Annotated in this window: 17 protein-coding genes and 1 other RNA gene; 10 read left to right on the top strand and 8 right to left on the bottom strand. The window is 65.9% G+C overall.

Features of this window, described 5'->3' with window-relative positions:
• The first annotated feature begins 94 nt into the window (after positions 1-94).
• Positions 95-373, top strand: coding sequence for an HU family DNA-binding protein (locus PSEWESI4_RS16345; protein WP_187672276.1), 279 nt, complete (start codon positions 95-97; stop codon positions 371-373).
• Between the two features lie 49 nt (positions 374-422).
• Positions 423-800, top strand: coding sequence for a hypothetical protein (locus tag PSEWESI4_RS16340; protein ID WP_187672275.1), 378 nt, complete (start codon positions 423-425; stop codon positions 798-800).
• Positions 801-803: 3 nt separating this feature from the next.
• On the opposite strand, the gene PSEWESI4_RS16335 is transcribed toward PSEWESI4_RS16340, so the two are convergent.
• Positions 804-1,187 (bottom strand): type 1 fimbrial protein, encoded by a 384-nt coding sequence (locus PSEWESI4_RS16335; protein ID WP_187672274.1) that lies wholly within the window; start codon positions 1,185-1,187, stop codon positions 804-806.
• Between the two features lie 213 nt (positions 1,188-1,400).
• Between PSEWESI4_RS16335 and ffs the strand changes: the two genes are divergently transcribed.
• Positions 1,401-1,497, top strand: an RNA gene (ffs, locus tag PSEWESI4_RS16330) — signal recognition particle sRNA small type.
• 51 nt (positions 1,498-1,548) lie between these two features.
• On the opposite strand, the gene PSEWESI4_RS16325 is transcribed toward ffs, so the two are convergent.
• The gene (locus tag PSEWESI4_RS16325; protein ID WP_187672273.1) at positions 1,549-2,646 is read right to left on the bottom strand and encodes a 2OG-Fe(II) oxygenase; all 1,098 of its coding nucleotides are present in this window, start codon (positions 2,644-2,646) and stop codon (positions 1,549-1,551) included.
• A 173-nt stretch (positions 2,647-2,819) separates the two neighbouring features.
• Here PSEWESI4_RS16325 and dnaX point away from each other — a divergent pair, with 173 nt between their 5' ends.
• The 4 genes from dnaX to PSEWESI4_RS16305 all read left to right on the top strand — a co-directional run bounded on the left by dnaX (position 2,820) and on the right by PSEWESI4_RS16305 (position 7,342).
• Positions 2,820-4,928 carry a DNA polymerase III subunit gamma/tau gene (gene dnaX / locus PSEWESI4_RS16320; RefSeq protein WP_187672272.1) on the top strand — a complete coding sequence of 703 codons (2,109 nt, stop codon included), beginning with the start codon at positions 2,820-2,822 and terminating at the stop codon, positions 4,926-4,928.
• A gap of 18 nt (positions 4,929-4,946) precedes the next feature.
• Entirely contained in the window at positions 4,947-5,273 is a 327-nt protein-coding gene (locus PSEWESI4_RS16315; RefSeq protein ID WP_187672271.1) for a YbaB/EbfC family nucleoid-associated protein, read from the top strand.
• 85 nt (positions 5,274-5,358) lie between these two features.
• Positions 5,359-5,958 carry a recombination mediator RecR gene (recR, locus tag PSEWESI4_RS16310; protein ID WP_187672270.1) on the top strand — a complete coding sequence of 200 codons (600 nt, stop codon included), beginning with the start codon at positions 5,359-5,361 and terminating at the stop codon, positions 5,956-5,958.
• 235 nt (positions 5,959-6,193) lie between these two features.
• A complete protein-coding gene (locus PSEWESI4_RS16305) occupies positions 6,194-7,342 on the top strand; it encodes an acyl-CoA dehydrogenase family protein (protein ID WP_187672269.1) in 1,149 nt (382 codons plus the stop codon).
• A 584-nt stretch (positions 7,343-7,926) separates the two neighbouring features.
• On the opposite strand, the gene aauR is transcribed toward PSEWESI4_RS16305, so the two are convergent.
• The 6 genes from aauR to PSEWESI4_RS16275 form a co-directional block, all read right to left on the bottom strand.
• Positions 7,927-9,243 (bottom strand): two-component response regulator AauR, encoded by a 1,317-nt coding sequence (aauR, locus tag PSEWESI4_RS16300; RefSeq protein WP_187672268.1) that lies wholly within the window; start codon positions 9,241-9,243, stop codon positions 7,927-7,929.
• A complete protein-coding gene (locus PSEWESI4_RS16295) occupies positions 9,236-11,137 on the bottom strand; it encodes a sensor histidine kinase (RefSeq protein ID WP_187672267.1) in 1,902 nt (633 codons plus the stop codon). The genes aauR and PSEWESI4_RS16295 overlap by 8 nt, the downstream gene beginning before the upstream one ends.
• 130 nt (positions 11,138-11,267) lie before the next feature.
• Positions 11,268-12,002 carry an amino acid ABC transporter ATP-binding protein gene (locus PSEWESI4_RS16290; RefSeq protein ID WP_187672266.1) on the bottom strand — a complete coding sequence of 245 codons (735 nt, stop codon included), beginning with the start codon at positions 12,000-12,002 and terminating at the stop codon, positions 11,268-11,270.
• The gene (locus PSEWESI4_RS16285; protein ID WP_187672265.1) at positions 11,999-12,667 is read right to left on the bottom strand and encodes an amino acid ABC transporter permease; all 669 of its coding nucleotides are present in this window, start codon (positions 12,665-12,667) and stop codon (positions 11,999-12,001) included. Before PSEWESI4_RS16285 ends, PSEWESI4_RS16290 begins: the two co-directional genes overlap by 4 nt.
• Entirely contained in the window at positions 12,664-13,410 is a 747-nt protein-coding gene (locus PSEWESI4_RS16280; RefSeq protein WP_187672264.1) for an amino acid ABC transporter permease, read from the bottom strand. The genes PSEWESI4_RS16285 and PSEWESI4_RS16280 overlap by 4 nt, the downstream gene beginning before the upstream one ends.
• Positions 13,411-13,520: 110 nt before the next feature.
• Positions 13,521-14,429 carry a glutamate/aspartate ABC transporter substrate-binding protein gene (locus PSEWESI4_RS16275; protein WP_187672263.1) on the bottom strand — a complete coding sequence of 303 codons (909 nt, stop codon included), beginning with the start codon at positions 14,427-14,429 and terminating at the stop codon, positions 13,521-13,523.
• A 326-nt stretch (positions 14,430-14,755) separates the two neighbouring features.
• Between PSEWESI4_RS16275 and PSEWESI4_RS25575 the strand changes: the two genes are divergently transcribed.
• From PSEWESI4_RS25575 to PSEWESI4_RS16260, 3 genes are all read left to right on the top strand, one after another.
• Entirely contained in the window at positions 14,756-16,459 is a 1,704-nt protein-coding gene (locus PSEWESI4_RS25575; protein ID WP_235978952.1) for a response regulator, read from the top strand.
• Between the two features lie 116 nt (positions 16,460-16,575).
• On the top strand, positions 16,576-20,220 hold the full coding sequence (locus PSEWESI4_RS16265; RefSeq protein ID WP_187672261.1) for a two-partner secretion domain-containing protein: 3,645 nt from the start codon (positions 16,576-16,578) through the stop codon (positions 20,218-20,220).
• Between the two features lie 11 nt (positions 20,221-20,231).
• The gene (locus tag PSEWESI4_RS16260; RefSeq protein ID WP_187672260.1) at positions 20,232-21,983 is read left to right on the top strand and encodes a ShlB/FhaC/HecB family hemolysin secretion/activation protein; all 1,752 of its coding nucleotides are present in this window, start codon (positions 20,232-20,234) and stop codon (positions 21,981-21,983) included.
• Positions 21,984-22,248 lie beyond the last annotated feature (265 nt).

Below are 22,248 nucleotides of genomic sequence, written 5' to 3'. Positions count from 1 at the left end.
GCAGGCGGGGACCCAATGAACACGGCGTTTCTGGGCCCCCGCGTGCGCGAGGGCGACGACGATATTTGCAAACACTTGATCTGGGAGTGACATCATGGCTTTGAGCAAAGACCAACTGGTTCGCGATATCGCCGAATCCCTCGACCTGACCCAGGCGTCGGTGCGTGGCGTGTTCGAGCAACTGGCGCTGATCGTCCAGGACAGCCTGGAGAACGACGGCGAACTGACCCTGCCCGGCATCGGCAAGCTGAAGGTGACCGAGCGTGCCGCCCGCAGCGGCCGCAACCCGCAGACCGGCAAGACCATCCAGATCGCCGCGAAGAAAGTGGTGCGCTTCGTGCCGGCCAAGGCGCTGGCCGACAGCCTGAACTGATCGCCGCCGCCCGTTCCGCGGGAGCGGGCGGCTTCACCCGGAGGCCGGTATGGACAAGGCAAGAAAACAGCGGCTGCTGGGCATCCTGGCCCTGGTGCTGCTGTTCGGGCTGTACGTCGCCTGGCGCGAACGTCCGCAGATCCTGGTGCACTACGATGCCCAGGCCGTCGGGGTGGCGAGCTACAGCTTCATGGAAAATGGCGAAGAGCGCCTGAGCGGGGATATCCAGCCCGGTGAAGTGCGCCGTTTCCCGCTGCGGCCGTGGCGCGGCGACAATTACCAGGTGGGCTTCAGGTTCCACCAGGGCAGCGAGAAATACACCAGCTTCAGCGCTCGTCCCGGCTACAGCAGGCTGGATCTCTACCTCGGGCGGGACCTCGAGGTTTCGACCCAGCCGCTGCCGGCGGGGATGATTCGAGAGCAGTAGGTTCTACAGGTAGGTCAGTGTCATCACCAACGCCCCCTGTTTCTGGCCTTGCGCCTGCCTGCGCAATTGCAGGAACTGGCCTTCGGGGCTGGGTGAGAGATAGGTCTGGGCGCCGAGTGGGTTTCCGTGCAGGTCGGTGAGGTTGATCTGGGTGGGGGCTTCCCGGCTGTGCGAGTCTGCCAGGCTTACCTGGAGGGGAGTGGCGCAATCCCCGATCCTTATCCGGGCAACCGTCGAATCCAGTGGATTGCCGACGGTCTGGGTTTCCGCGCTACATGGCGGCTCGACTACCGCCCCCCTGAACGTGATGGTTCCGCCACTCCCCAGTGCCGGGGTGCTTGCAGCGAATGACAGGACCAGGCAGCAAACGCAGCTATTCCATCTCATTGTTGACTCCTTGTGTGGCGGTGATAAAGGCCAATCAGAAGTGCTTCCTCTGAGAAAATAGCGGCAGGAATCTGCCGGGCTTTAAGGTGGATTTGAGAAATATTTTCGATTACAAAACCTTAATGTGCGTAAGTGCTTGAAGTGGTTGTAACTTGCCGCGAGGCCGGTACAATGTCGCGGCCCGCCACTTGGCGGGCTTCGTTATGGTGGCTCCATCGGTCCCCCCGCAACGATCAGCCGTGAACCCGGTCAGGCCTGGAAGGGAGCAGCCGCAGCGGTGACATCGTGTGCCGGGGTGTGGCTGGTGGGGCCACCTCCATTTTCGGCGTCCGTTCCCGGAGCGCCGCTCGCGGAATCCTCCTCATGCCTGTTGTTCGTCGCTGTCCTCGAGATACTTGAGGTTGGCTTCGCGTATCTGTCGCCCCGACTGGTCGTAGAGGAACGGCAGGAACATGTAGCGCTTGCCGCGCGTCACCGGGGTGGCTTCGTGCAGCAGCGAGCAGGAGAACACCACGGCGCCACCCGATGGGGCGCTGTACAGGCTGTTGCCGAACTCGGGAAAGCGCAGATGACCGCCTTCGTAGGCGCCGCTGTTGAGGAACAGCGATACCGCGAAGCGACGGTGGGCCGTGCCCTTGGTGGTGTTGTCGCGGTGCGGGCGGAAGTGCCCGCCTTCCTCGCCGTCGTAGCAGGCCACCAGGTAACGCTCGATATGGCTGGCGGAGAACTGGAAGGCCTTGTGGATCTCCGGCAGCAGGCGCCGGCGAATGCGGTCCAGGCAGGCTTCGCGCATCTCCTCGTCCTCGATGATGTGGTCGCGCCGGCGTTTGTGGCTGTGCTTGTGCACGGTGACGGTCTTGCCGTCCTGGTCCTGCATGAACCCGGAGTCGAAGCCGCCGCGCTCCTCGTACAGCGCGATCAGCCGCTGGCACAGTTCCGGTTCGAAGATGCGCGGCACGACCAGCACCGGCGCCTGCATGACGGCCGGGCAGGGCGGGGCGATGGCGGGCAGGCGCTGGATCAGGCCGATGACCTGGGCGACATGCTCGGCCGCCTGGGTGATGGGCAGGATCGCCAGGATGCGCAGGCGGGCGTCGAGCAGGAAGGTGGCCGGGTGGTAGTGCCCGTCGGCGCCCTGCGCGCCATACAGGCGGCTGACCTTGCGGTCGAAGTCCCAGAAGAAGCGCAGGCCCGGTAGCGTGTCGGCGACCCGCTGCTGGCGTTCGTCCTCGGGGTCGACGGTGACGCCGAAGAAGCTGGCGTTGCTGTCGTCGAAGCACTGCCGCTGCCGCTGGATGTGCTCGAGCACCTCGGCCGCCAGGGGCTGGGCCGCGGAGCCGAAGAAACACAGCATCACGTAACGTCCGGCCACGGTATCGAAGGCAAAGTCCGGATTGGCCTGGCTGCGACAGTGGAACCAGGGGGCCGGCTCGCCAGCGGCAAGGATTCTGGTCGGCATGGGACTCCTTGACCACTCGGGGTGTAGGGATATTGGCAAAACTAGCCAAGACCCAGTGGTACCGCCCGGCGGAGCCGTAACCGGATGCGACAGCGGAACCGCGACGAGTGCATTTTGCCCCCTGCTCCGCTAGGATTAGCCCACTTCAGCTACCCACTCGCGACGGTTTTTCAATGAGTTATCAGGTCCTTGCACGCAAATGGCGCCCGCGCACCTTCCGCGAGATGGTTGGGCAGACCCATGTGCTCAAGGCCCTGATCAACGCCCTCGACAGCCAGCGCCTGCACCACGCCTACCTGTTCACCGGCACGCGCGGGGTGGGCAAGACCACCATCGCGCGGATCATCGCCAAGTGCCTGAACTGCGAGACCGGCATCAGCTCCACGCCCTGCGGCCAGTGCTCGGTGTGCCGGGAGATCGACGAGGGGCGCTTCGTCGACCTGATCGAGGTGGACGCCGCGAGCCGCACCAAGGTCGAGGACACCCGCGAACTGCTCGACAACGTGCAGTACGCGCCGACCCGGGGCCGCTACAAGGTCTACCTGATCGACGAAGTGCACATGCTCTCCACGCACTCGTTCAACGCGCTGCTCAAGACCCTCGAGGAGCCGCCGCCGCACGTCAAGTTCCTGCTCGCCACCACCGACCCGCAGAAGCTGCCGGTCACCATCCTCTCGCGCTGCCTGCAGTTCTCCCTGAAGAACATGCCGCCGGAGCGGGTGGTCGAGCACCTTACCCACGTGCTGGGCGCCGAGAACGTGCCGTTCGAGGAAGACGCCCTGTGGCTGCTCGGCCGTGCGGCCGACGGTTCCATGCGCGACGCCATGAGCCTGACCGACCAGGCAATCGCCTTCGGCGAGGGCAAGGTGCTGGCCGCCGACGTGCGCGCCATGCTCGGCACGCTCGACCATGGCCAGGTCTACGGCGTGCTCCACGCGCTGATCGAAGGCGATGCCCGCGCGTTGCTCGAAGCGGTGCGCCAACTGGCCGAGCAGGGCCCGGACTGGAACGGCCTGCTCTCCGAGATGCTCAACGTGCTGCACCGCGTGGCCGTCGCCCAGGCTTTGCCCGAAGCGGTCGACAATGGCCAGGGCGACCGCGACAAGGTGCTGGCCCTGGCCCAGGCATTGCCGGCCGAGGACGTGCAGTTCTACTACCAGATGGGCCTGATCGGCCGCCGCGACCTGCCGCTGGCGCCTGACCCGCGCGGCGGCTTCGAGATGGTCCTGCTGCGCATGCTGGCCTTCCGTCCCGGCGATGCCGAGAGCGCACCCAGGTCGCCGCTAAAGGACCTGGGGATCAGCAAGGCCACGGCTGATTCCACGACCAACCCAGTGGCCGGTGCCGCCGTTGCGGCGCCGGTCGTTGCTTCCGTACCGAATGTCGCGCCGGCTGTTCCGGCTCCGGCTCCGGCTCCGGCTCCGGCTCCGGCTCCGGCTCCGGCTCCGGCTCCGGCTCCGGTCGCCGCGCCGCAGCCTGTGGTAGCCCCCATCGCCGAGGCCGCTCCGGTCGAGCCTGTCGTCGAGCCCGCACCGGTGGCGCCCGAGCCGGTCGTGACGCCCGCTCCCGTCGAGGAGGCGCCCGTGGTCGCTGCCGAACCGCCGGCCGCCGTCGAGCCTCCGTCGGTCGACCTGCCCTGGGAAGAGCCCCGGGCAAACGTCGTCGCCGAGACCGTGGCGCAGCCCGAACCCGAGCCTGAGCCGGTCTCCGCTGCCTCCGAGCCGCAGGCGCCCGCCGCTGCCGAGGATGACGACGAAGAGCCGCCACCCGGCGACTACGATTACTACGAGGCCGACGCCGAGGCCTACGATTACGATTTCTCCGCCGCTGGCGAAGCGCCGGCCGCCGAGCCCGAACCGTTGCCCGCCGTGCAGCCGGCCACCGGCCTCGCCGCCGAATGGCTCGACCTGTTCCCGCGCCTGGGCATCAGCGGCCTGACCGGCAGTATCGGCGCCAACTGCACCCTGGTGGCGATAGAAGGCGACACCTGGCGCCTGCACCTGGACCCGGCCCAGGGCGCGCTGTTCAACGCCACCCAGCAGCGGCGCCTGAACGACGCCCTGAACCAGTTCCACGGGCGTCCGCTGACCCTGGAGATCGAGCTTCGCAAGCCCGAACAGGAAACCCCGGCGCAGGCCGCCGCCCGCAAGCGCGCCGAGCGCCAGCGCAGCGCCGAGGCATCGATCCACAACGATCCGCTGGTGCAGCAGATGATCCAGCAGTTCGCCGCGGTGATCCGCGACGGCAGCATCGAACCCGTCGACACTCCCGTCACTCCCTGATAATCCGAGGTGATTTCCATGATGAAAGGTGGCATGGCCGGCCTGATGAAGCAGGCCCAGCAGATGCAGGAAAAGATGCAGAAGATGCAGGAAGAGTTGGCCAACGCCGAGGTCACCGGCCAGTCCGGCGCCGGCCTGGTGAGCGTGGTGATGAACGGTCGCCACGACGTCAAGCGCGTGAGCCTGGACGACAGCCTGATGCAGGAGGACAAGGAAATCCTCGAAGACCTGATCGCCGCCGCCGTCAACGACGCGGTGCGCAAGATCGAGGCGAACAACCAGGAGAAGATGTCCGGCATGACCGCTGGTCTTCAACTGCCACCGGGCTTCAAGTTGCCGTTCTGAAGCGGCTACAAGCTGCAAGCCATAAGCTGCAAGAGGGGGCGAGCGCCGGCCTGCACCCTGTTGCAGCTTCCTTGCGAGATTTCCCATGAGCTTCAGTCCACTGATCCGCCAACTGATCGACGCCCTGCGCGTCCTGCCCGGGGTAGGGCAGAAGACCGCCCAGCGTACCGCCCTGCACCTGCTGGAGCGCGACCGCAGCGGTGCGCTGCGCCTCGCCCAGGCGCTGACCCAGGCGATGGAAGGGGTCGGCTACTGCCAGCGTTGCCGCACCCTGAGCGAGGAGGACGTCTGCTCGCTGTGCCTCGATCCGCGTCGCGACGACAGCCTGCTGTGCATCGTCGAAGGTCCGATGGACGTGTACGCGGTGGAGCAGACCGGCTATCGCGGCCGCTATTTCGTGCTCAAGGGGCACCTGTCGCCGCTGGACGGGCTCGGCCCGGAAGCCATCGGCGTGCCGGAACTGCTCAAGCGCATCGATGAGGGCGCGTTCAGCGAAGTGATCCTCGCCACCAACCCGACCGTCGAGGGCGAGGCGACCGCCCACTACATCGCCCAGTTGCTGGCCAACAAGGGCCTGGTCACCTCGCGCATCGCCCATGGCATGCCGCTCGGTGGCGAGCTGGAACTGGTCGACGGCGGTACCCTGGCGCATGCCCTGGCGGGACGCCGGCCGATAAGCCTGTAGAGCCCCTCGCCTGTAGGAGCGGCCCATGGCCGCGAATCGCGGGGTTTACTGGATTCCCGCGTTCGCGGGCGTGACGTGGAAGAAATAACCGTCATCCCCGCGAACGCGGGGACCCAGAAAAACAGCACGCGGCTGAGCACGGTGAGTGAAGCGATGGGCGCTATCATTCTTGCATCTTGAAAACCAAGCAAGCGCTCGGTAGTTTGTCCGAAAACAAACCACCGGGTGCTTCGCCATGTCCACTTTCCAGGAATACTTCGACGACTCCCATCAACTGGTCCGCGACTCCGTGCGGCGTTTCGTCGAGCGGGAAATCCTCCCGCACGTCGCCGAATGGGAGGAGGCCGAGGAGTTTCCCCGCGAGCTGTACCTCAAGGCCGGCGCCGCCGGCATCCTCGGTATCGGCTACCCGGAACGCTACGGTGGCAGCCACGAAGGCGATCTGTTCGCCAAGGTGGCGGCCAGCGAGGAGCTGATGCGCAGCGGTTCCGGCGGCTTGGTGGCTGGGTTGGGCTCGCTGGATATCGGCCTGCCGCCAGTGGTGAAGTGGGCCAGGCCGGAACTGCGCGAGCGCATCGTCCCCGAGGTGCTGGCCGGCGAGAAGATCATGGCTCTGGCGGTCACCGAGCCGTCCGGCGGCTCCGACGTGGCGGGCCTCAAGACCCGTGCGGTGCGCGACGGCGACTTCTATCGCGTCACCGGCAGCAAGACCTTCATCACCAGCGGCGTGCGCGCCGACTACTACACGGTGGCGGTGCGCACCGGCGGCGAGGGCTTCGGCGGGGTCAGCCTGCTGCTGATAGAGAAGGGCACCCCCGGCTTCACCGTCGGCCGCAAGCTGAAGAAGATGGGCTGGTGGGCCTCGGACACCGCCGAGCTGTTCTTCGACGACTGCAAGGTGCCGGTCGGGAACCTGATCGGCGTGGAGAACGCCGGTTTCGCCTGCATCATGGCCAACTTCCAGAGCGAGCGCCTGGCCCTGGCGATCATGGCCAACATGACCGCGCAACTGGCCCTGGAGGAAAGCCTCGCCTGGGCGCGCGAGCGCGAGGCGTTCGGAAAACCGATCGGCAAGTTCCAGGTGCTCAAGCACCGCCTGGCGGAGATGGCGACGCAACTGGAAGTGTCGCGTGAGTTCACCTACCGCCAGGCGGCGAAGATGGCTGCCGGCAAGAGCGTGATCAAGGAAATCTCCATGGCCAAGAACTTCGCCACCGACATCGCCGACAAGCTCACCTACGACGCGGTGCAGATCATGGGCGGCATGGGCTACATGCGCGAGAGCCTGGTCGAACGGCTGTACCGCGACAATCGCATTCTTTCCATTGGCGGGGGGACCCGTGAGGTGATGAACGAGATCATTGCCAAGCAGATGGGGCTTTGACCGACGCGGGACGAGACCTGTAGGGTGGAAAACCGCGAAGCGTTTTCCACCACAAAGCTGGTGGAAGTGGAAAGCGACTTCCACCCTACGGGTTCTGAAAGTCCGCCCCTCACCCCAACCCTCTCCCGAAGGGAGAGGGAGCAGGCCGTGCTGGCTCATCCAGCTACGGCAAGCTCAGCCCTGCAGAGGCACGGACTGAGCACGAACTGGAGTACCGCGCGTACCGATCCTCTCTCCCTTTGGGATAGGGCTAGGGTGAGGGGCGGTGTTTCGTTTGACTCCGGACTATCGTTTTGCCCCATGCGGTGGAAGTGAAAAGCGACTTCCACCCTACGGACTATCACCCCAACCCTCTCCCGGAGGGAGCAGGTCGTGCTGGCTCATCCAGCTACGGCAAGCTCAGCCCTGCAGAGGCACGGACTGAGCACGAACTGGAGTACCGCGCGGACCGATCCCCTCTCCCTTTGGGAGAGGGCTAGGGTGAGGGGCGGTGTTTCGTTCTGGCCCCGGGATACCGGGTTCGGGCAAGCGGCTTGGGCCATGGAGCCGTAGCCCGGATGAAATCCGGGAATGCCCCGCAGGAACTACAGCCCGTACTTCTTCACCCTGTCGAACAAGGTGGTCTTGGCCATGCCCAGTGCCTGGGCGGCTTGGCTGAGGTTGCCGGCGTGGCGTTCCAGGGCGTCGCTGAGCAGGCTTTTCTCGAAGGCTTCCACCGCTTCCGCGAAGGAGGGGCCGGGGTTTTCCGTGCCGCTTTTCTTGAATACCGGCAGGCCGAGGGCGAAGCGTTCGGCGACGTTGCGCAGTTCGCGCACGTTGCCCGGCCAGTCGTGGGCCATCAGGCTCGCCAGGGTGTTGCGGTCGAGTTCCGGCGCGGTGCGGTCGAAGCGCAGGGAGGATTGCTGGAGGAAGTGCTCGAACAGCAGCGGGATGTCCTCGCGCCGTTCGCGCAGCGGCGGCAGTTCCAGGGTGACCACGTTGAGGCGGTAGTAGAGGTCGCTGCGGAACTGGCCGGCCTTGCCCAGTTCGTCGAGGTCGGCCTTGGTGGCGGCGATCACCCGGCAGTCCACCGGGATCGACTGGTTGGAGCCGAGGCGTTCCAGGCTGTGTTCCTGCAACACCCGCAGCAGCTTGATCTGCAGGTTGATCGGCATGCTCTCGATCTCGTCGAGGAACAGGCTGCCGCCGTTGGCGTGTTCGATCTTGCCGATCCTGCGCTTGCCGGCGCCGGTGAAGGCGTGGGCCTCATGGCCGAATATCTCGCTCTCGAACAGGTTCTCCGGCAGGCCGCCGCAGTTGAGGGCGACGAACTGCTTGTCCTGGCGCCGGCTGAAGTCGTGCAGGCAGCGCGCGACCAGTTCCTTGCCGGTGCCGGTCTCGCCTTCGATCAGTACGTTGGCCGAGGTGTCGGCGACGTTGGCGATCAGTTCGCGCAGTTGCTGCATGGCCGGCGAGCGGCCGATCAGGCGTTCCTCGAGGGCCTGGCGGCCGGCCAACTGGCGGCGCAGGGACGAGACTTCGCGGGCCAGGCCGCGTTGTTCCAGGGCGCGGCGCACCACGTCCACCAGGCGTTCCGGCGAGAAGGGCTTTTCCATGAAGTCGTAGGCGCCGTCGCGCATCGCGCCGACCGCCATGGAGATGTCGCCGTGGCCGGTGATCAGCACCACCGGCAGGCTGCGGTCGCGGGCCTTGAGGCGGGCGAGCAGTTCCAGGCCGTCGATGCCGGGCAGGCGGATGTCGCTGATGACGACCCCGGCGAAGTCGTCGCCGACCTGTTGCAGGGCTTCCTCGGCGCTGCCGACGCCGATGCTGGGGATGTCCTCCAGGCTCAGCGCCTGCTGGCAACCCAGCAGCACATGGGGGTCGTCCTCGACGATCAGTACGGTCAGCGGCTCATTCATCGGCGGGTTTCTCGGTGGGGGCGAGCGATTGCAGGCTCAGTACGAAGGCGGTGCCACCTTCGTCCGGGTGTCGCACGCTGAGGTTGCCGCCCGCGGCGGCGGCCAGGCTGGCGGACAGGGTCAGGCCGAGGCCGAGGCCCTGTTCGCCGGGCTTGGTGGTGAAGAAGGGTTCGAACAGGTGGGTGCGCAGCGCCGGGGGAATGCCGGGGCCGTTGTCGCGCACGGTGAGCAGGTAGCGGTCCTCGTCCGCGCGGCCTTCCAGCCACAACTGGCGGTCGCGCTGCGCGGCCATGGCGTCGATGGCGTTGACGATCAGGTTGACCAGGATCTGCTCCAGGCGGGTCTGGTCGATGGCCAGCCGGACGTCGGCGAAGTCGCGGTGGATGTTCAGCGGTGTGCGTTCCAGGCGCGGATGGAGGAGGAACAGCGCGGCGTCTACCGCCTTGCCCAGGCGCGCTTCGCCGGTGTCGTCGGAGCGCCGGGCGAAGGCGCGCAGGCTGGCGGTGATACGGCCCATGTGGTCGACCAGTTCGTTGATGGTCTGCAGGTTGCTGCTGGTGGTTTCCAGGTTGCCGCGTTGCAGGAAGCGCACGCTGTTGCCGGCCAGGGTGCGCAGCGCCGCCAGCGGCTGGTTGAGTTCGTGGGCGATGCTGGTGGACATCTGCCCGATCACTGCCAGCTTGCCGGCCTGGATCAGATCGTCCTGGGTCTTGCGCAGGGTTTCCTCGGCCAGCCGGCGTTCGCGGATCTGCCCGCGCAGCCGCTCGTTGCTGGCGCGCAGGTCGGCGGTGCGCTCGGCGATCTTGCGTTCGAGCTGGTTGTTGGCCTGTTGCAGTGCCTCGCGCGCGGCCAGGCGGGTGGCGAGTACCTTGCGGCGTTCGTTCCAGGCGATCAGCAGGAAGGCCAGCAAGGCGAACGCCACCGCCGCCAGCATGCCGTGGCTGATGGCTTCGCGACGCACGTCCTGCACCGGCGTGAGCAGGTTGAAGGTCCACGCCGAGTCGTTCAGGGGCAGGCTTTGCGCCAGGTAGCGGATCGGCCGCGCGCCGCCGCCGGCCGGGTCCTGGCTGGGCAGGCTGAGCAGTTCGGCGCGGCCGAACGGTCGGCGATCGATGGGTTGCAGTTCGTCCAGGCGCGTCCAGTGGTATTGCAGGCTGCTGGCCAGGCGCGTGCGGGTGGCTTCGTCCAGCGGACGCACCGCCTTGAGCCGGCGCGCCGGGTCGCTGGAGAGGATGATGATGCCGTTCTCGTCGCTGACGAAGGCTTCCAGGCGCGCCCGCTCCCAGCGTCGTTCGAGCGGGTCGAGGCGGATCTTCACCACCGCTACGCCGATGATCCGGTCGTGGTGGCGCAGGCCGTGGGCCAGGTAGTAGCCGGGTTCGCCGGTGGTGGTGCCGACGCCGTAGAAGCGCCCCGGCTTGCCGGCCATGGCGTCGCGGAAGTAGGCGCGGAACGACAGGTCCTCGCCCTGGAAGCTGTCGGCGTCGCGCCAGTTGCTGGTGGCCAGCACCCGGCCGTTGGTGTCGAGCACGTAGATGGCGCGGCTGCCGCTGCGCTGGTTGAGGCCTTCGAGGTAGACGTTGACCCGCTCGCGACGGTACTCGGTGGGCATCACCAGCAGGCGGGTGACGCTGGCCTCGAGCTCCAGCAGGCTGGGCAGGTAGGTGTGGGTGCTGATCTCGCTTTCCACCGCGCGGGCGTGCAGTTCGAGCTGGCGTTCGCCGGTGTCGGCCAGGGCGCGGATGCCGATCTGTTCACTGAGGTAGTAGGCGGCATAGCCGCAGGCGAGCATCAGCAGGATGATCGGCAGGGGCAGCAGCAGGTGGCGGAGCAGACGGGGCTTCACGATCGGCGGGATGGGCAGCGCACGAAGGGCGGATGGCGGGGATTGCATCACAGTTGTCCGGGGCTGGCCAGTTGGGGTGTTGCCGGGTCGTCCTCGCCACGGCGTCTGTTCCCGTGGGCGATGGTTTTTTTACTGGGTCCCCGCGTTCGCGGGGACCCAATCGACCGGACCGCCGTCCTCAGTGCTGGAGGATCTTGGCGAGGAACTGCTGGGCGCGTTCGGAGCGGGCGTTGATGTCGCCGAAGAAGGCTTCCTTGTCGCAGTCTTCGACGATCTGCCCCTTGTCCATGAAGATCACCCGGTTGGCGACCTTGCGGGCGAAGCCCATCTCGTGGGTCACGCACATCATGGTCATGCCTTCCTGGGCGAGCTGGACCATCACGTCGAGCACTTCGTTGACCATCTCCGGGTCGAGCGCCGAGGTCGGTTCGTCGAACAGCATCACCACCGGGTCCATGGCCAGTGCGCGGGCGATCGCCACGCGCTGCTGCTGGCCGCCGGAGAGCTGGCCGGGGTGCTTGTGGGCATGGGCTTTCAGGCCGACGCGGTCGAGCAGGGCCAGGCCTTTCTCGATGGCTTCGTCCTTGCCGCGGCCGAGCACCTTGGTCTGGGCGATGGTCAGGTTCTCGGTGATCGACAGGTGTGGGAACAGCTCGAAGTGCTGGAACACCATGCCGACCCGCGAACGCAGCTTGGGCAGGTTGGTCTTCGGGTTGGCGACCGAGGTGCCGTCGACCACGATGTCGCCCTTCTGGAACGGCTCCAGGGCGTTGACGCACTTGATCAGGGTGGACTTGCCGGAGCCGGACGGCCCGCACACCACCACCACTTCGCCTTTCTTCACTTCCGTGCTGCAGTCGGTCAGCACCTGGAAGTCCCCGTACCACTTGTTGACGTTCTGGATGGAAATCATACGGCTAACCTTTTTTGCAGATGCTTGACCAGCAGCGAGGCGGCGAAGCTGATGATGAAGTAGACGAGGCCGGCGAAGATCAGGAATTCATGGGCCTGGCCGATGATGTCGCCGCGCGAGCGGGCGGCGTTGAGGAAGTCCATCAGGCCGACGGCGTAGACCAGCGAGGTGTCCTGGAACAGGATGATGCTTTGCTGCAGCAGCAGCGGGGTCATCTTGCGGAACGCCTGGGGCAGGATGATCAGGCGCATGGTCTGGCCGTGGGTCATGCCGAGCGCCTGGGCGGCGCCCATCTGGCCCTTGGGAATGGCCTGGATGCCGGCGCGGACGATCTCGCAGAAGTAGGCCGCCTCGAACATCATGAAGGCCACCAGGCACGAGGTGAACGCACCCACCGGGGTGTCTTCGCCGGTGATCGCCCGCAGCAGGAAGGGCACCGCGAAGTAGAACCAGGTGATCACCAGCAGCAGCGGGATGGAGCGGAAGTAGTTGACGTAGGTGGCGGCGACGTTGGCCAGCAGCTTGTTGGGCGACAGGCGCATGACCGCCAGCAGGGTGCCGAGCACCACGCCGCCGATCACGCCCAGCACCATCAGTTGCAGGGTGGTGAGCATGCCTTCCCAGAGGCCGGGCAGGGCCGGGATGATCGCGCTGAAGTCCATCATTTACCTCCCACGGAGATCAGGCCGGGCACCGCGACCTTCTTCTCGACCAGGCGCATGAGCAGCATCAGGCCCATGTTCAGGGTGAAGTAGATCAGCGTCGCCAGGGTGAAGGCCTCGAACAGGTTGGCGCTGAACTCGGCGGTCTGCTTGGTCTGCGCCAGCAGTTCCATGAGGCCGATCAGCGAGGCCACCGAGGAGTTCTTGAAGATGTTGAGGAACTCGCTGGTCAGCGGCGGGATGATGATGCGGAAGGCCTGCGGCAGCAGGACGCTGCCGTAGATCTGCGGCAGGCGGAAGCCCAGCGCGTAGCCGGCGGCCAACTGACCCTTGGGTAGCGCCTGGATGCCGGTGCGCACTTGCTCGCAGACCCGCGCGGCGGTGAACAGGCCGAGGCACACGACCACCGACAGGTAGGCCGAGGTGGCGGGGGAGAGGTCCTGCTTGAACCAGATTTCCAGCGGTTCGGGCAGCAGGTCGGGAACCAGGAAGTACCAGAGGAACAGTTGCACCAGCAGCGGTACGTTGCGGAACACTTCCACGTAGACGGTGGCGATGCCGGAAACCCAGCGGTTCGGCACCGTGCGCATCACGCCGAGCAGCGAGCCCAGCAGCAGGGCGATGATCCAGCCCGCCAGGGCGACGGCGATGGTCCAGCCCAGGCCGGCGAAGAACCAGTCCAGGTAGATTTCATCGCCGATCCCGGTGGACTTGAAGAACACGCTCCAGTCCCAGTTGTAGTTCATCAGGGATTTCTCTTGATTGGTTCACGGGTGAAGGCAGGGGGAAGGGCGGGAAGGCAGCCCTCTCCCGTAAACGGGAGAGGGAGCTCAGGCCGTGCCCGCGTCGAGTCCGGTCAGATCTCTTCGGCCGCCTTGTCGGTCGGGTTGGCGATCAGCTTCTTCAACTCGTCGCTCATCGGGAAGTTGAGGTTCAGGCCCTTCGGCGGTACCGGGCTCTGGAACCACTTGGCGTAGATCTCGTTGATCTGGCCGGAGGCGTAGGTGGCGCTGATGGCGTTGTCGACCACCTGCTTGAAGGCCGGGTCGCCCTTGCGGACCATGCAGCCGTAGATCTCGTAGGACTGCGGCTCGCCGACCACGACCCAGTCGTCCGGCTTCTTGGCCTTGGCCATTTCGCCGTAGAGCAGGGCGTCGTCCATCATGAAGGCCACCGCGCGGTTGGACTCGAGCATCAGGAAGGACTCGCCGTGGTCCTTGGCCGAGATGATGTTCATGCGCATCTTCTTCTCGGCGTTCATCGCCTTGAGCAGGCGTTCGGAGGTGGTGCCGGCGGTGGTCACCACGTTCTTGCCGCTCAGGTCGGCGAAGTCGTTGATGCCGGAAGTCTTGCGGGTCAGCAGGCGGGTGCCGACCTCGAAGATGCCGACCGAGAAGTCCACCTGCCGCTGGCGCTCCAGGTTGTTGGTGGTGGAGCCGCACTCCAGGTCGACGGTGCCGTTCTGCACCAGCGGGATACGGGTCTGCGAGGTGACCAGGTTGTAGCGCACCTTCAGTTCCGGCATGCCCAACTCCTGCTTGATCGCCTCGACCACCTGCAGTTGCAGGTCATGGGCGTAGCCGACCGGCTTGCCCGGCTCGTTGCCGAGGTAGGAGAAGGGGATCGAGGCGTCACGGTGGCCCAGGGTGATGGTGCCGCTGTCCTTGATCTTCTTCAGCGTGCCGGTGAGTTCCGCGGCGACGGTGGTGGTGGAGAACAGGGCGGCAGCGACGGCTGCGGCCAGGAATTGGGGTGCGATGCGCATGAGTCTGGTCCTCGGCTTGTTGTTTTTGGGAATGCGCCAGGTTCACGGGATGCCGCAGTGGTCTGGTCGCATTCACTACAAGGAGAGGAGCAGGTTGCATGCCAGCCTTTCATGGATCCGTCATAAACAATTAACTGATTGAATATAAATGATTTTTAGTATTTACCTGGAAGCTCCCCGCGAGCCTTTCGTCCGGCTCCCCGAATATCCCGCGTTCGGTCGTTCGGATTTCCGAACGTCGCCGCGCCTTCAAAACCTGCATGACCCTCTACGCTGTAGAAGTCACGCAGGTGGAGAGTCATGGACGAATGATGCGGAAACGGATCGTGTTGGCCGATGAGCAGCCGCTGGTCCGGCAGGCCATGCGCGTGTTGCTGGAGAAGGAGGGGCTGGAGGTCGCCGCCGAGGCCGGCAACGGCCAGGATGCCCTGCACCTGACGCGGCAACTGGAGCCCGACCTGTTGATCCTCGACCTGTCGCTGCCGCGCCTGGGAGGCCTGGAGGTGATCCGCCGCCTGCTCCAGCAGGGCAGCCGCACCAGGACCCTGGTGCTCACCGCCCAGGATTCCGAGCACTTCGCCGGCCTGTGCCTGCAATCCGGTGCGACCGGGTTCGTCAGCAAGCAGGCGCCGCTCGACGAACTGGGCGATGCGGTGCGCGGCGTGCTGCACGGGCGCAGCTATTTCCCGGCGCACAGCCTGGGTAGCGTCGCTCCCCAGCTCGGTCCGCTGGACGAGCAGGAGCAGTTGCGCAGCCTCTCGCCGCGGGAACTGACCGTGTTGCGCTACCTGGCCAACGGCCGCAGCAACAAGGACATCGCCGACGAACTGGCGCTCAGCGATCGCACGGTGAGCACCTACAAGAAGCGACTGCTGGACAAGCTGCATGCCGACTCGCTGGTGGAGCTGGTGGAGATCGCCTGGCGCAACGGCATGCTCGGCAGCCTGGCGCTGGCGGCAAACCTGGCGCATGAAGCCGACAGCCCGGAGTACGGCGCATCGTTCCGCGAGATCTTCGACATCATCCCGCTGCCCATCGCCCTGCGCGACCGCGAGGGCTACCTGCTGATCTGCAACCGGCATTACCTGGAGTTCTTCGACGTGGTGCCGGAAGAGGTGATCGGCAAGCGCATCATCGACAGCAACTTCTTCGAGCCGGAGGATGCGCTGCACTTCTACCAGACCTACCTGCAGGCGGTGGAGCGCGAAGAGCCCTACAGGCGCGAGCTGGTGGTGCACAACAAGGGGCGCCGCCGGGTCCTGAGCCACTCCGGCATTCCCTATCGCAACGCCGAGGGTCGTCTGTTCGGGATGCTCTGTTCATACCTGGACATCAGCGGCCACGAGCAGGAACTCGTGATGCTGCGCCAGGCCAGGGAGCGTGGCGAGTCGATCAGGCATGCGCGCACGCAGTTCCTGCACGGCGTTGGCCAGGACTTCCAGCGCACCCTGGTCGATGTGCAGCGCGCGCTGGCCCAGGTGGCCCGTAAGTTGCCCGATAGTTCCGCCTTGCGGCAGGTCAGCGCGTCCCTCGGGGGCATGCAGGGGCAACTGGCCATTCTGGACGACCTGGTGCAACTGGACATCGGTGCCTTGCTGCTGACGCCACGGCCGCTCGACCTGGAGCGCCTCACCGTCGAGGAAGTGGCGGCGTTCGATCCGCAGGGGCATCTGGTGGTGGTCGAGACGGCCGTGCTGTCCGAGCGTCGTGCCTGGATCGACCCGCAGCGCTACCGGCAGATGCTGCGCATCCTTCTCGAACACGGTCTCGAGAAGACCCCCCGGCTGCAAGTGCGCATGTCGGTCGAGGAACTGGTCAGTGCCGATCTCCAGTGGCGACTGGAGCTCCATGCCGAGGAACCGGTCTGTCCAGGTGCGTCCAGGCTCGCCGAGCCGGTGACTCCGCAGCCGCGCCTGGTCCTGTGCCAACGCCTGGCGACGCTGATGGACGGTGAACTGGTGCTGCCGGACCGGACTGAAATGCTGGCCTTGCTGCGCTTGCGCCTACCAAGGGCCATGAAAGCCGTGTAGTGCGATTCCTACGGGAACTTCGTACTTTTCTGATCCGTCCCGACCCGCTTTCCGAGAAACGATTGCCACCAAAGAGCGGATACGCCTTGCGTACCGCGCCCCTTTGGAGGTGGATCATGAAAACTCGAATCTGGACCCCGGGATGCGACAGCAGGCAGGCAACCCGTGCAACGCCCCAGCGGCGCTGGGCCGTCAAGCCGCTATGCCTGGCCGTGGCCCTGGCGGCACCTTTCATCCAGGCGGGCGAACTGCCGTCGGGTGGCTCGATCGTCCACGGGCAGGGCAGCATCAGCCAGAGCGGCCCGAACATGACGGTCAATACCGGCACGCCGAGCACCGTCATCAACTGGAACAAATTCTCCATCGGCCCGGACAACAAGGTGCATTTCCAGCAGCCGGACGGCAGCTCGGTCACCCTCAACCGGGTTGTCGGCGGCCAGCCGTCGAAGATCTTCGGCGTGCTCACTTCCAACGGCAAGCTGATCCTCCTCAATCCCTCCGGCATCTGGTTCGGCAAGGGCTCGCGGGTCACCACCAGTTCGCTGCTCGCCGCGGCCGGCGCCATCTCCGACGAGCAACTGCAGAAGTTCAAGAGCGGCGAGAAGTTCGACATCGACCTGAAAGGCATCGTCCGAAATGACGGCAGGATCGAGCTGCTCAATGATGGCAAGGGCCGTAACGTCCTCGGCGACAAGGGCATGGTGGCGCTACTCGGCGCCCAGGTGGAAAACCACGGGGTGATCCAGGCGCGCAAAGGCCAGGTGGTCATGGCCACCGGTCCCAAGGCCACCCTCGACTTCACCGGCGACGGGCTGATCAGCCTGGCCATCGGCGGCGACGCGGCCGGCAACAAGGTCGACGACGATGTCCGGGGCGGGGTGCACAACACCGGCCATATCGACGTCGGCAACGGCGTGGTGGCGATGAGCTCCCAGCAGGCGGCCAGGCACCTGGACTCGGTGATCAACGTCGGCGGGACGGTGGTCGCCGATTCGGTGGTCGAGAAGGGCGGCAGCATCTACCTCGGCAATGCGGAACGCACCAATGTCGGCGGCACGCTCTCGGCCAAGGGCAGCGATGGCGGCAGCATCAAGGTGCTGGGCGATAACGTCACGGTCGCCGGCTCGGCCAGGGCCGACGCCTCCGGCTCGGCCGGCAAGGGCGGCTCGGTGCTGGTCGGCGGCAGCTTCAAGGGCAAGGGCAGCGAGCCGGCGGCGAAGTCCACCACGGTGGCCAAGGGCGCCCAGCTCAAGGCGGACGGCAAGAAGGACGGCGGCCTGGTGGTCGCCTGGTCGGACGGCAAGACCCGCTTCGCCGGCGAAGCCAGCGCCAAGGGCGGCATCAAGGGCGGGATGGTCGAGACCTCGGGCAAGAGCCTGGGCGTCAGCGCCGATGCCAGGGTCGATACCTCGGGCGGCAAGCAGTCGGGGACCTGGCTGCTCGACCCGGACGAGGTCCGCATCACCGAGGCGGGCGGCGGCGACGATGTCAGCCGGGCGGCGATCGAAGCGGGCTTGAAGAGCGGCGATGTCATCGTCCAGGCGAAGGAGAAGATCATCGTCGACGCGCCCATCGTCGCCAAGGAGGTGAAGCAGGACAACGGCGGCGCCACCCTGGCCCTGCTCGCCAACGGCAAGGTCAAGCCGGTGGAAACCTACGAGCCCGCTCCGGGCACATCCGCCTATGCGAACGCCAAACGCAACGACAGCGGCTCGGTGATCATCAATGCGCCGATCCTGATCAAGGACGGCAACCTGTTCATCGACGCCACCGGCGACGTGCTGTTGAACAACAGGAGCGCCGACTATTTCGGCCGGGCCATCATCGACGTGGGCAAGGGCGTCATCTGGATCGACACCTCCCACAGCGGCTCGATCATCCAGCAGCAGGGCACCGCGCTGATCGGCGACAAGCTCGCCGTGCGCGGCGCCAGCGTACTGCTGGAAAGCGCGTTGAACTACACCGGCACCCTGGCCGGCAGGGCCAGCAACGGCGAGTTCAAGTTCAACATGACCAATAACGGGGAGCAGCTCGATACCCGCTCCGCCGTCACGGCGCCCTTTGGCCAGGACCGCATGCAGGGCGTTTCGGCCCAGCAGGTCAAGAAGATCACCACCAAGGAATACAGCAGCAAGGATGGGGAAGACCCGCGCATCACCCTGAAGCTCGATAACGGCGAGGAGTTCGACTACCTGATCTTCGAGGCTTCGGAGTACGTGGGGGCCGACGGCCAGCCGCTGGACATCGACAAGGGCAAGTACCCGGACTTCACCGACAGCTCCGACTACCTGGTCAACACCCTCACCTACACCATCGGCAACGACACCTGGGTACTGACACCGGACGGCGGCAAGCCGATGGGCGTGGCCGTGACCAGGAATGGCGTGGCTACCGACGAATTGCCTCCGGGCTTCGGCTTCGATGCCAACAAGGGCCAGGTGGTGGTCAGTGGCGACGCCGGCTGGGGCGTCAAGTACTTCGACTTCGCCGGCGGTGCGCTGAATACCGACGAGATCCAGTACGACCGCTTCTCCGATTCCTCGGAGCAGATGGTGGTCGCCCTGGGCGGGAAAACCACCGAGGTGAAAGCCCAGCTCAACTGGCTGGTCAACGACGGGAAATGGGGTGACCCGAAATACCCCAGTGAGTACGGGGCGCTGAACGAAAACGCCCGGGTGCATTACCTGAACACCAGGGAGTCGACACCGGAAATCACCGTCAACAAGGCCACCTTCGAATCCAAGGCCGCCAATGCCAGCCGTGAGTACGGCGACGCCAACCCGGACTTCTCCAGGACCGAGACCCTCAACGCGCATGCCCAGGCGGTACGCGAGGTGGACCGCTTCGTCGACCAGCAACTGGAGCGCGATGGCATCAAGGCCGGCGCGCTGGATACCTCGGCCACGTCGGCGAGCAATGTCGGCGACTACAGCATCCGCAACGACTACAGCTTCGACCGCTTCACGAGCAAGCGCTACGAGACGAAGCTGGCGGACGGCAAGCTGACCATCATCCCGGCGCCCTTGAGGGTGAAGGCGGACGATCAGTCCAAGAAGGTCGGCGATGCCGATCCGGCGCTGACCTACCAGCACATCGCCGGGCAACTGAAGAACGGCGATCAACTGGCGGATGTGCTGAAGGGCGACCTGAGCCGCGCGCCGGGCGAAGATCCCGGCAACTACGCCATCAATCGTGGCGACCTGGCGGTCCAGGCGGCGGCCGGGACGGGCAACGTCTACAACTACACGCTGACCTTCGAGCCCGGCAACCTGACCATCGTCGGCCCGGTGAATCCGCCAGTCAAACCGGAACCGCCGGTCAAGCCTGAGCCTCCCGTCAAGCCGGAACCGCCGGTCAAGCCTGAGCCCCCCGTCAAGCCGGAACCGCCAGTCAAGCCCGAGCCTCCGGTCAAACCGGAACCCCCGATCAAGCCCGAGCCGCCGACCCCGGAAGGTCCCGGTGACAGGACCACGGTCCCGGTCGCCGTCCAGGCCCCCGGCACCGAGCGCTGCACCGCGCTGGAGTCGCCCTCGGCGGTGGTCGCCAACTACTCGGTCACCCCGGCGGTGGCCCGTACCTACACCGTGCAACTGGTCTGCAAGCCGCGCGCCTATGGCTCCGGCGAAGAACAGTTGCCCGACGTTTCCGACATCCTGTCCTACGCCAACAGCCTGCTGAAGGATGGCCAGTTCCAGATCCCGGACTGGAACCGCAGCGTCATTCCGCGCGAACTGATGCTGGACGCCAAGGACACCAAGTGAGGGATGCCATCATGACTTCGTTATTCAGGAAATCCCTCGCCATCGCCATTACCGCCGTGCTGGTCGGCGCGACGAGCCCGGCCATCGTGCTGGCGGCCGGCGCGCAGCTCGACCCCGGCCGGGTGCGGGTGCCCGATGAGCTCGGCCGGCGCACGTCGCCCAGCCAGATGCCCGGATCGCTGGAGGTGGAGGCCACGCGCATCCAGCCGGATCAGCCGCTGTACGAGGAGCCGCGCCTGCAACCGCCCGGACCGACGGCGACCACGCCGTTCGCGGTGAGCCGGATCACCCTGGTCGGGGTGACCGTCTACCCGCCGGAAACCTTCCGGCCGCTGCTCGCTCGCCTGGAGGGCCGCAAGGTCACCCTGGCCGAGGTCAACGCGGTGGCCGACGAGATCACCCAGCACTACCGCAAGGACGGCTACCTGCTGGTGCGCACCTTCGCGCCGGCGCAACAGGTGAACGAGGGCCGGCTGACCCTCAAGGTGATCGAGGGCAGGGTCAACGACGTGCACATCGACGGGCCGAGCAACAAGCGCATCGACGGCTACGCCGAGAACATCCGCAAGGAGGCGCCGCTCAAGGGCGAGACCCTGGAGCGCAACCTGCTGCTGATGAACGACCTGTCGGGCTACGACGCGCACGGCACCTTGTCGGCCTCGCCGGTGCTGGAAGGCACCGACCTGGGCGTGGGGACCGAGCTGCGCAAGTGGGAAGGCTTCTTCGGCTTCGACAACCGCGACAGCCGCTACTTCGGGCCCTGGCAGGCCTACGGCGGCATCGGCATCAACGACCCGCTGGGTCTCGGCGACCACTTCTCGCTGCGCTATGGCCGGTCGATCGAAGGCGACAAGATGGAGTTCTACGAAGGCCAGTACCAACTGCCGGTCGGCGACCAGGGCACCGTGCTCGAATTCCTCGGCCAGCACAACGACGGCAGGGCCGACACCTTTTCCTTCCTCAACGCCAACAGCAGCGGCGACACCCTGGCGGTGCGCGTTACCCATCCGTGGATTCGCAGCCGCGCGGAAACCTTCAAGACGTCGGCGGCCTTCACCTGGTTCAACGGTGAGTCGGAATACCTGGACGAACCGGACCTGCCGCCATCCACCGACGACCGGATCCGTGCCCTGCGCCTCGGCGCCAGCTACGACTTCGTCGACGACCATGGCGGCCGCAACCTGTTCAAGGCCGAGCTCAGCCAGGGGCTGGACGTCCTCGGCGCCAGTTCGGAGAAACGCCTCAACCCGTCGCGGCTGGAAGGGCAGACCGACTTCACCAAGCTGCAACTGGACGCCCAGCGCATCCAGGACCTGAGCGAGGTCACCGAGGGGCTGAACCTCTACCTGGCCATCACCGGGCAGACCTCGTTCGGCGACCCGCTGCTGTCCCCCGAGCAGTTCGGCGTCGGCGGCAGCCATTTCGGCCGTGGCTACGACCCGTCGGAAATTACCGGCGACAACGGTGTCGCCGGCAAGGTCGAGCTGCAGTACAACCGGCTGCATTCGGTGAACGACTACCAGGTGCCGACCCAGTACTACGGCTATTGGGACATCGGCAAGGTGTGGAACGAGCAACCGCGCTACGTCGGCTCGGAAAGCCTGGCCTCGGCGGGGTTCGGCGCGCACCTCCAGGTGGCCAGGGACATGTTCGTGTCGCCGGAAGTAGCCTTCCCGCTGACCCGCTCGGTGTCCGCCGAGGAGATCGACGGCAACAACGGCAAGGAGCCGCGCTTCTACATCAACTTCCTCAAGCTGTTCTGAAGCACGATCGTAGGGTGGAAAACCGCGAAGCGTTTTCCACCAAAAGCCGGTGGATGAAAAGAGCGTCATCCACCCTACGAAAAGCGGGGGTCGATCCCCCGTGAATGCCCGCTCGGATGGGTGATGGGTTTCCCCCATCCTGCGTCGGGCTACGGTTGCTGATCCGGTAGATACTGTTATCCAGCACAAGCGATATGGAGTTCTGGGTCGAATTTTCGACCAGACTTCAGTACCCCAAAGGCTACGTGCACGAGTTTGCGCATCA

The organism is Zestomonas carbonaria, assembly GCF_904061905.1.
GTDB classification, from domain to species: domain Bacteria; phylum Pseudomonadota; class Gammaproteobacteria; order Pseudomonadales; family Pseudomonadaceae; genus Aquipseudomonas; species Aquipseudomonas carbonaria.
Note: the sequence above shows the minus strand (reverse complement) of the source record. Positions and strands in the feature narration are given on the sequence as shown.

Coding starts and splice junctions, on each gene's coding strand:
- PSEWESI4_RS16290 (WP_187672266.1), bottom strand. CDS start 12,002: ATGATTTCCATCCAGAACGTCAACAAGTGGTACGGGGACTTCCAGGTG.
- PSEWESI4_RS16340 (WP_187672275.1), top strand. CDS start 423: ATGGACAAGGCAAGAAAACAGCGGCTGCTGGGCATCCTGGCCCTGGTG.
- recR (WP_187672270.1), top strand. CDS start 5,359: ATGAGCTTCAGTCCACTGATCCGCCAACTGATCGACGCCCTGCGCGTC.
- PSEWESI4_RS16265 (WP_187672261.1), top strand. CDS start 16,576: ATGAAAACTCGAATCTGGACCCCGGGATGCGACAGCAGGCAGGCAACC.
- dnaX (WP_187672272.1), top strand. CDS start 2,820: ATGAGTTATCAGGTCCTTGCACGCAAATGGCGCCCGCGCACCTTCCGC.
- PSEWESI4_RS16315 (WP_187672271.1), top strand. CDS start 4,947: ATGATGAAAGGTGGCATGGCCGGCCTGATGAAGCAGGCCCAGCAGATG.
- PSEWESI4_RS16280 (WP_187672264.1), bottom strand. CDS start 13,410: ATGAACTACAACTGGGACTGGAGCGTGTTCTTCAAGTCCACCGGGATC.
- PSEWESI4_RS16260 (WP_187672260.1), top strand. CDS start 20,232: ATGACTTCGTTATTCAGGAAATCCCTCGCCATCGCCATTACCGCCGTG.
- PSEWESI4_RS16305 (WP_187672269.1), top strand. CDS start 6,194: ATGTCCACTTTCCAGGAATACTTCGACGACTCCCATCAACTGGTCCGC.
- aauR (WP_187672268.1), bottom strand. CDS start 9,243: ATGAATGAGCCGCTGACCGTACTGATCGTCGAGGACGACCCCCATGTG.
- PSEWESI4_RS16345 (WP_187672276.1), top strand. CDS start 95: ATGGCTTTGAGCAAAGACCAACTGGTTCGCGATATCGCCGAATCCCTC.
- PSEWESI4_RS16295 (WP_187672267.1), bottom strand. CDS start 11,137: ATGCAATCCCCGCCATCCGCCCTTCGTGCGCTGCCCATCCCGCCGATC.
- PSEWESI4_RS16275 (WP_187672263.1), bottom strand. CDS start 14,429: ATGCGCATCGCACCCCAATTCCTGGCCGCAGCCGTCGCTGCCGCCCTG.
- PSEWESI4_RS16335 (WP_187672274.1), bottom strand. CDS start 1,187: ATGAGATGGAATAGCTGCGTTTGCTGCCTGGTCCTGTCATTCGCTGCA.
- PSEWESI4_RS16325 (WP_187672273.1), bottom strand. CDS start 2,646: ATGCCGACCAGAATCCTTGCCGCTGGCGAGCCGGCCCCCTGGTTCCAC.
- PSEWESI4_RS16285 (WP_187672265.1), bottom strand. CDS start 12,667: ATGATGGACTTCAGCGCGATCATCCCGGCCCTGCCCGGCCTCTGGGAA.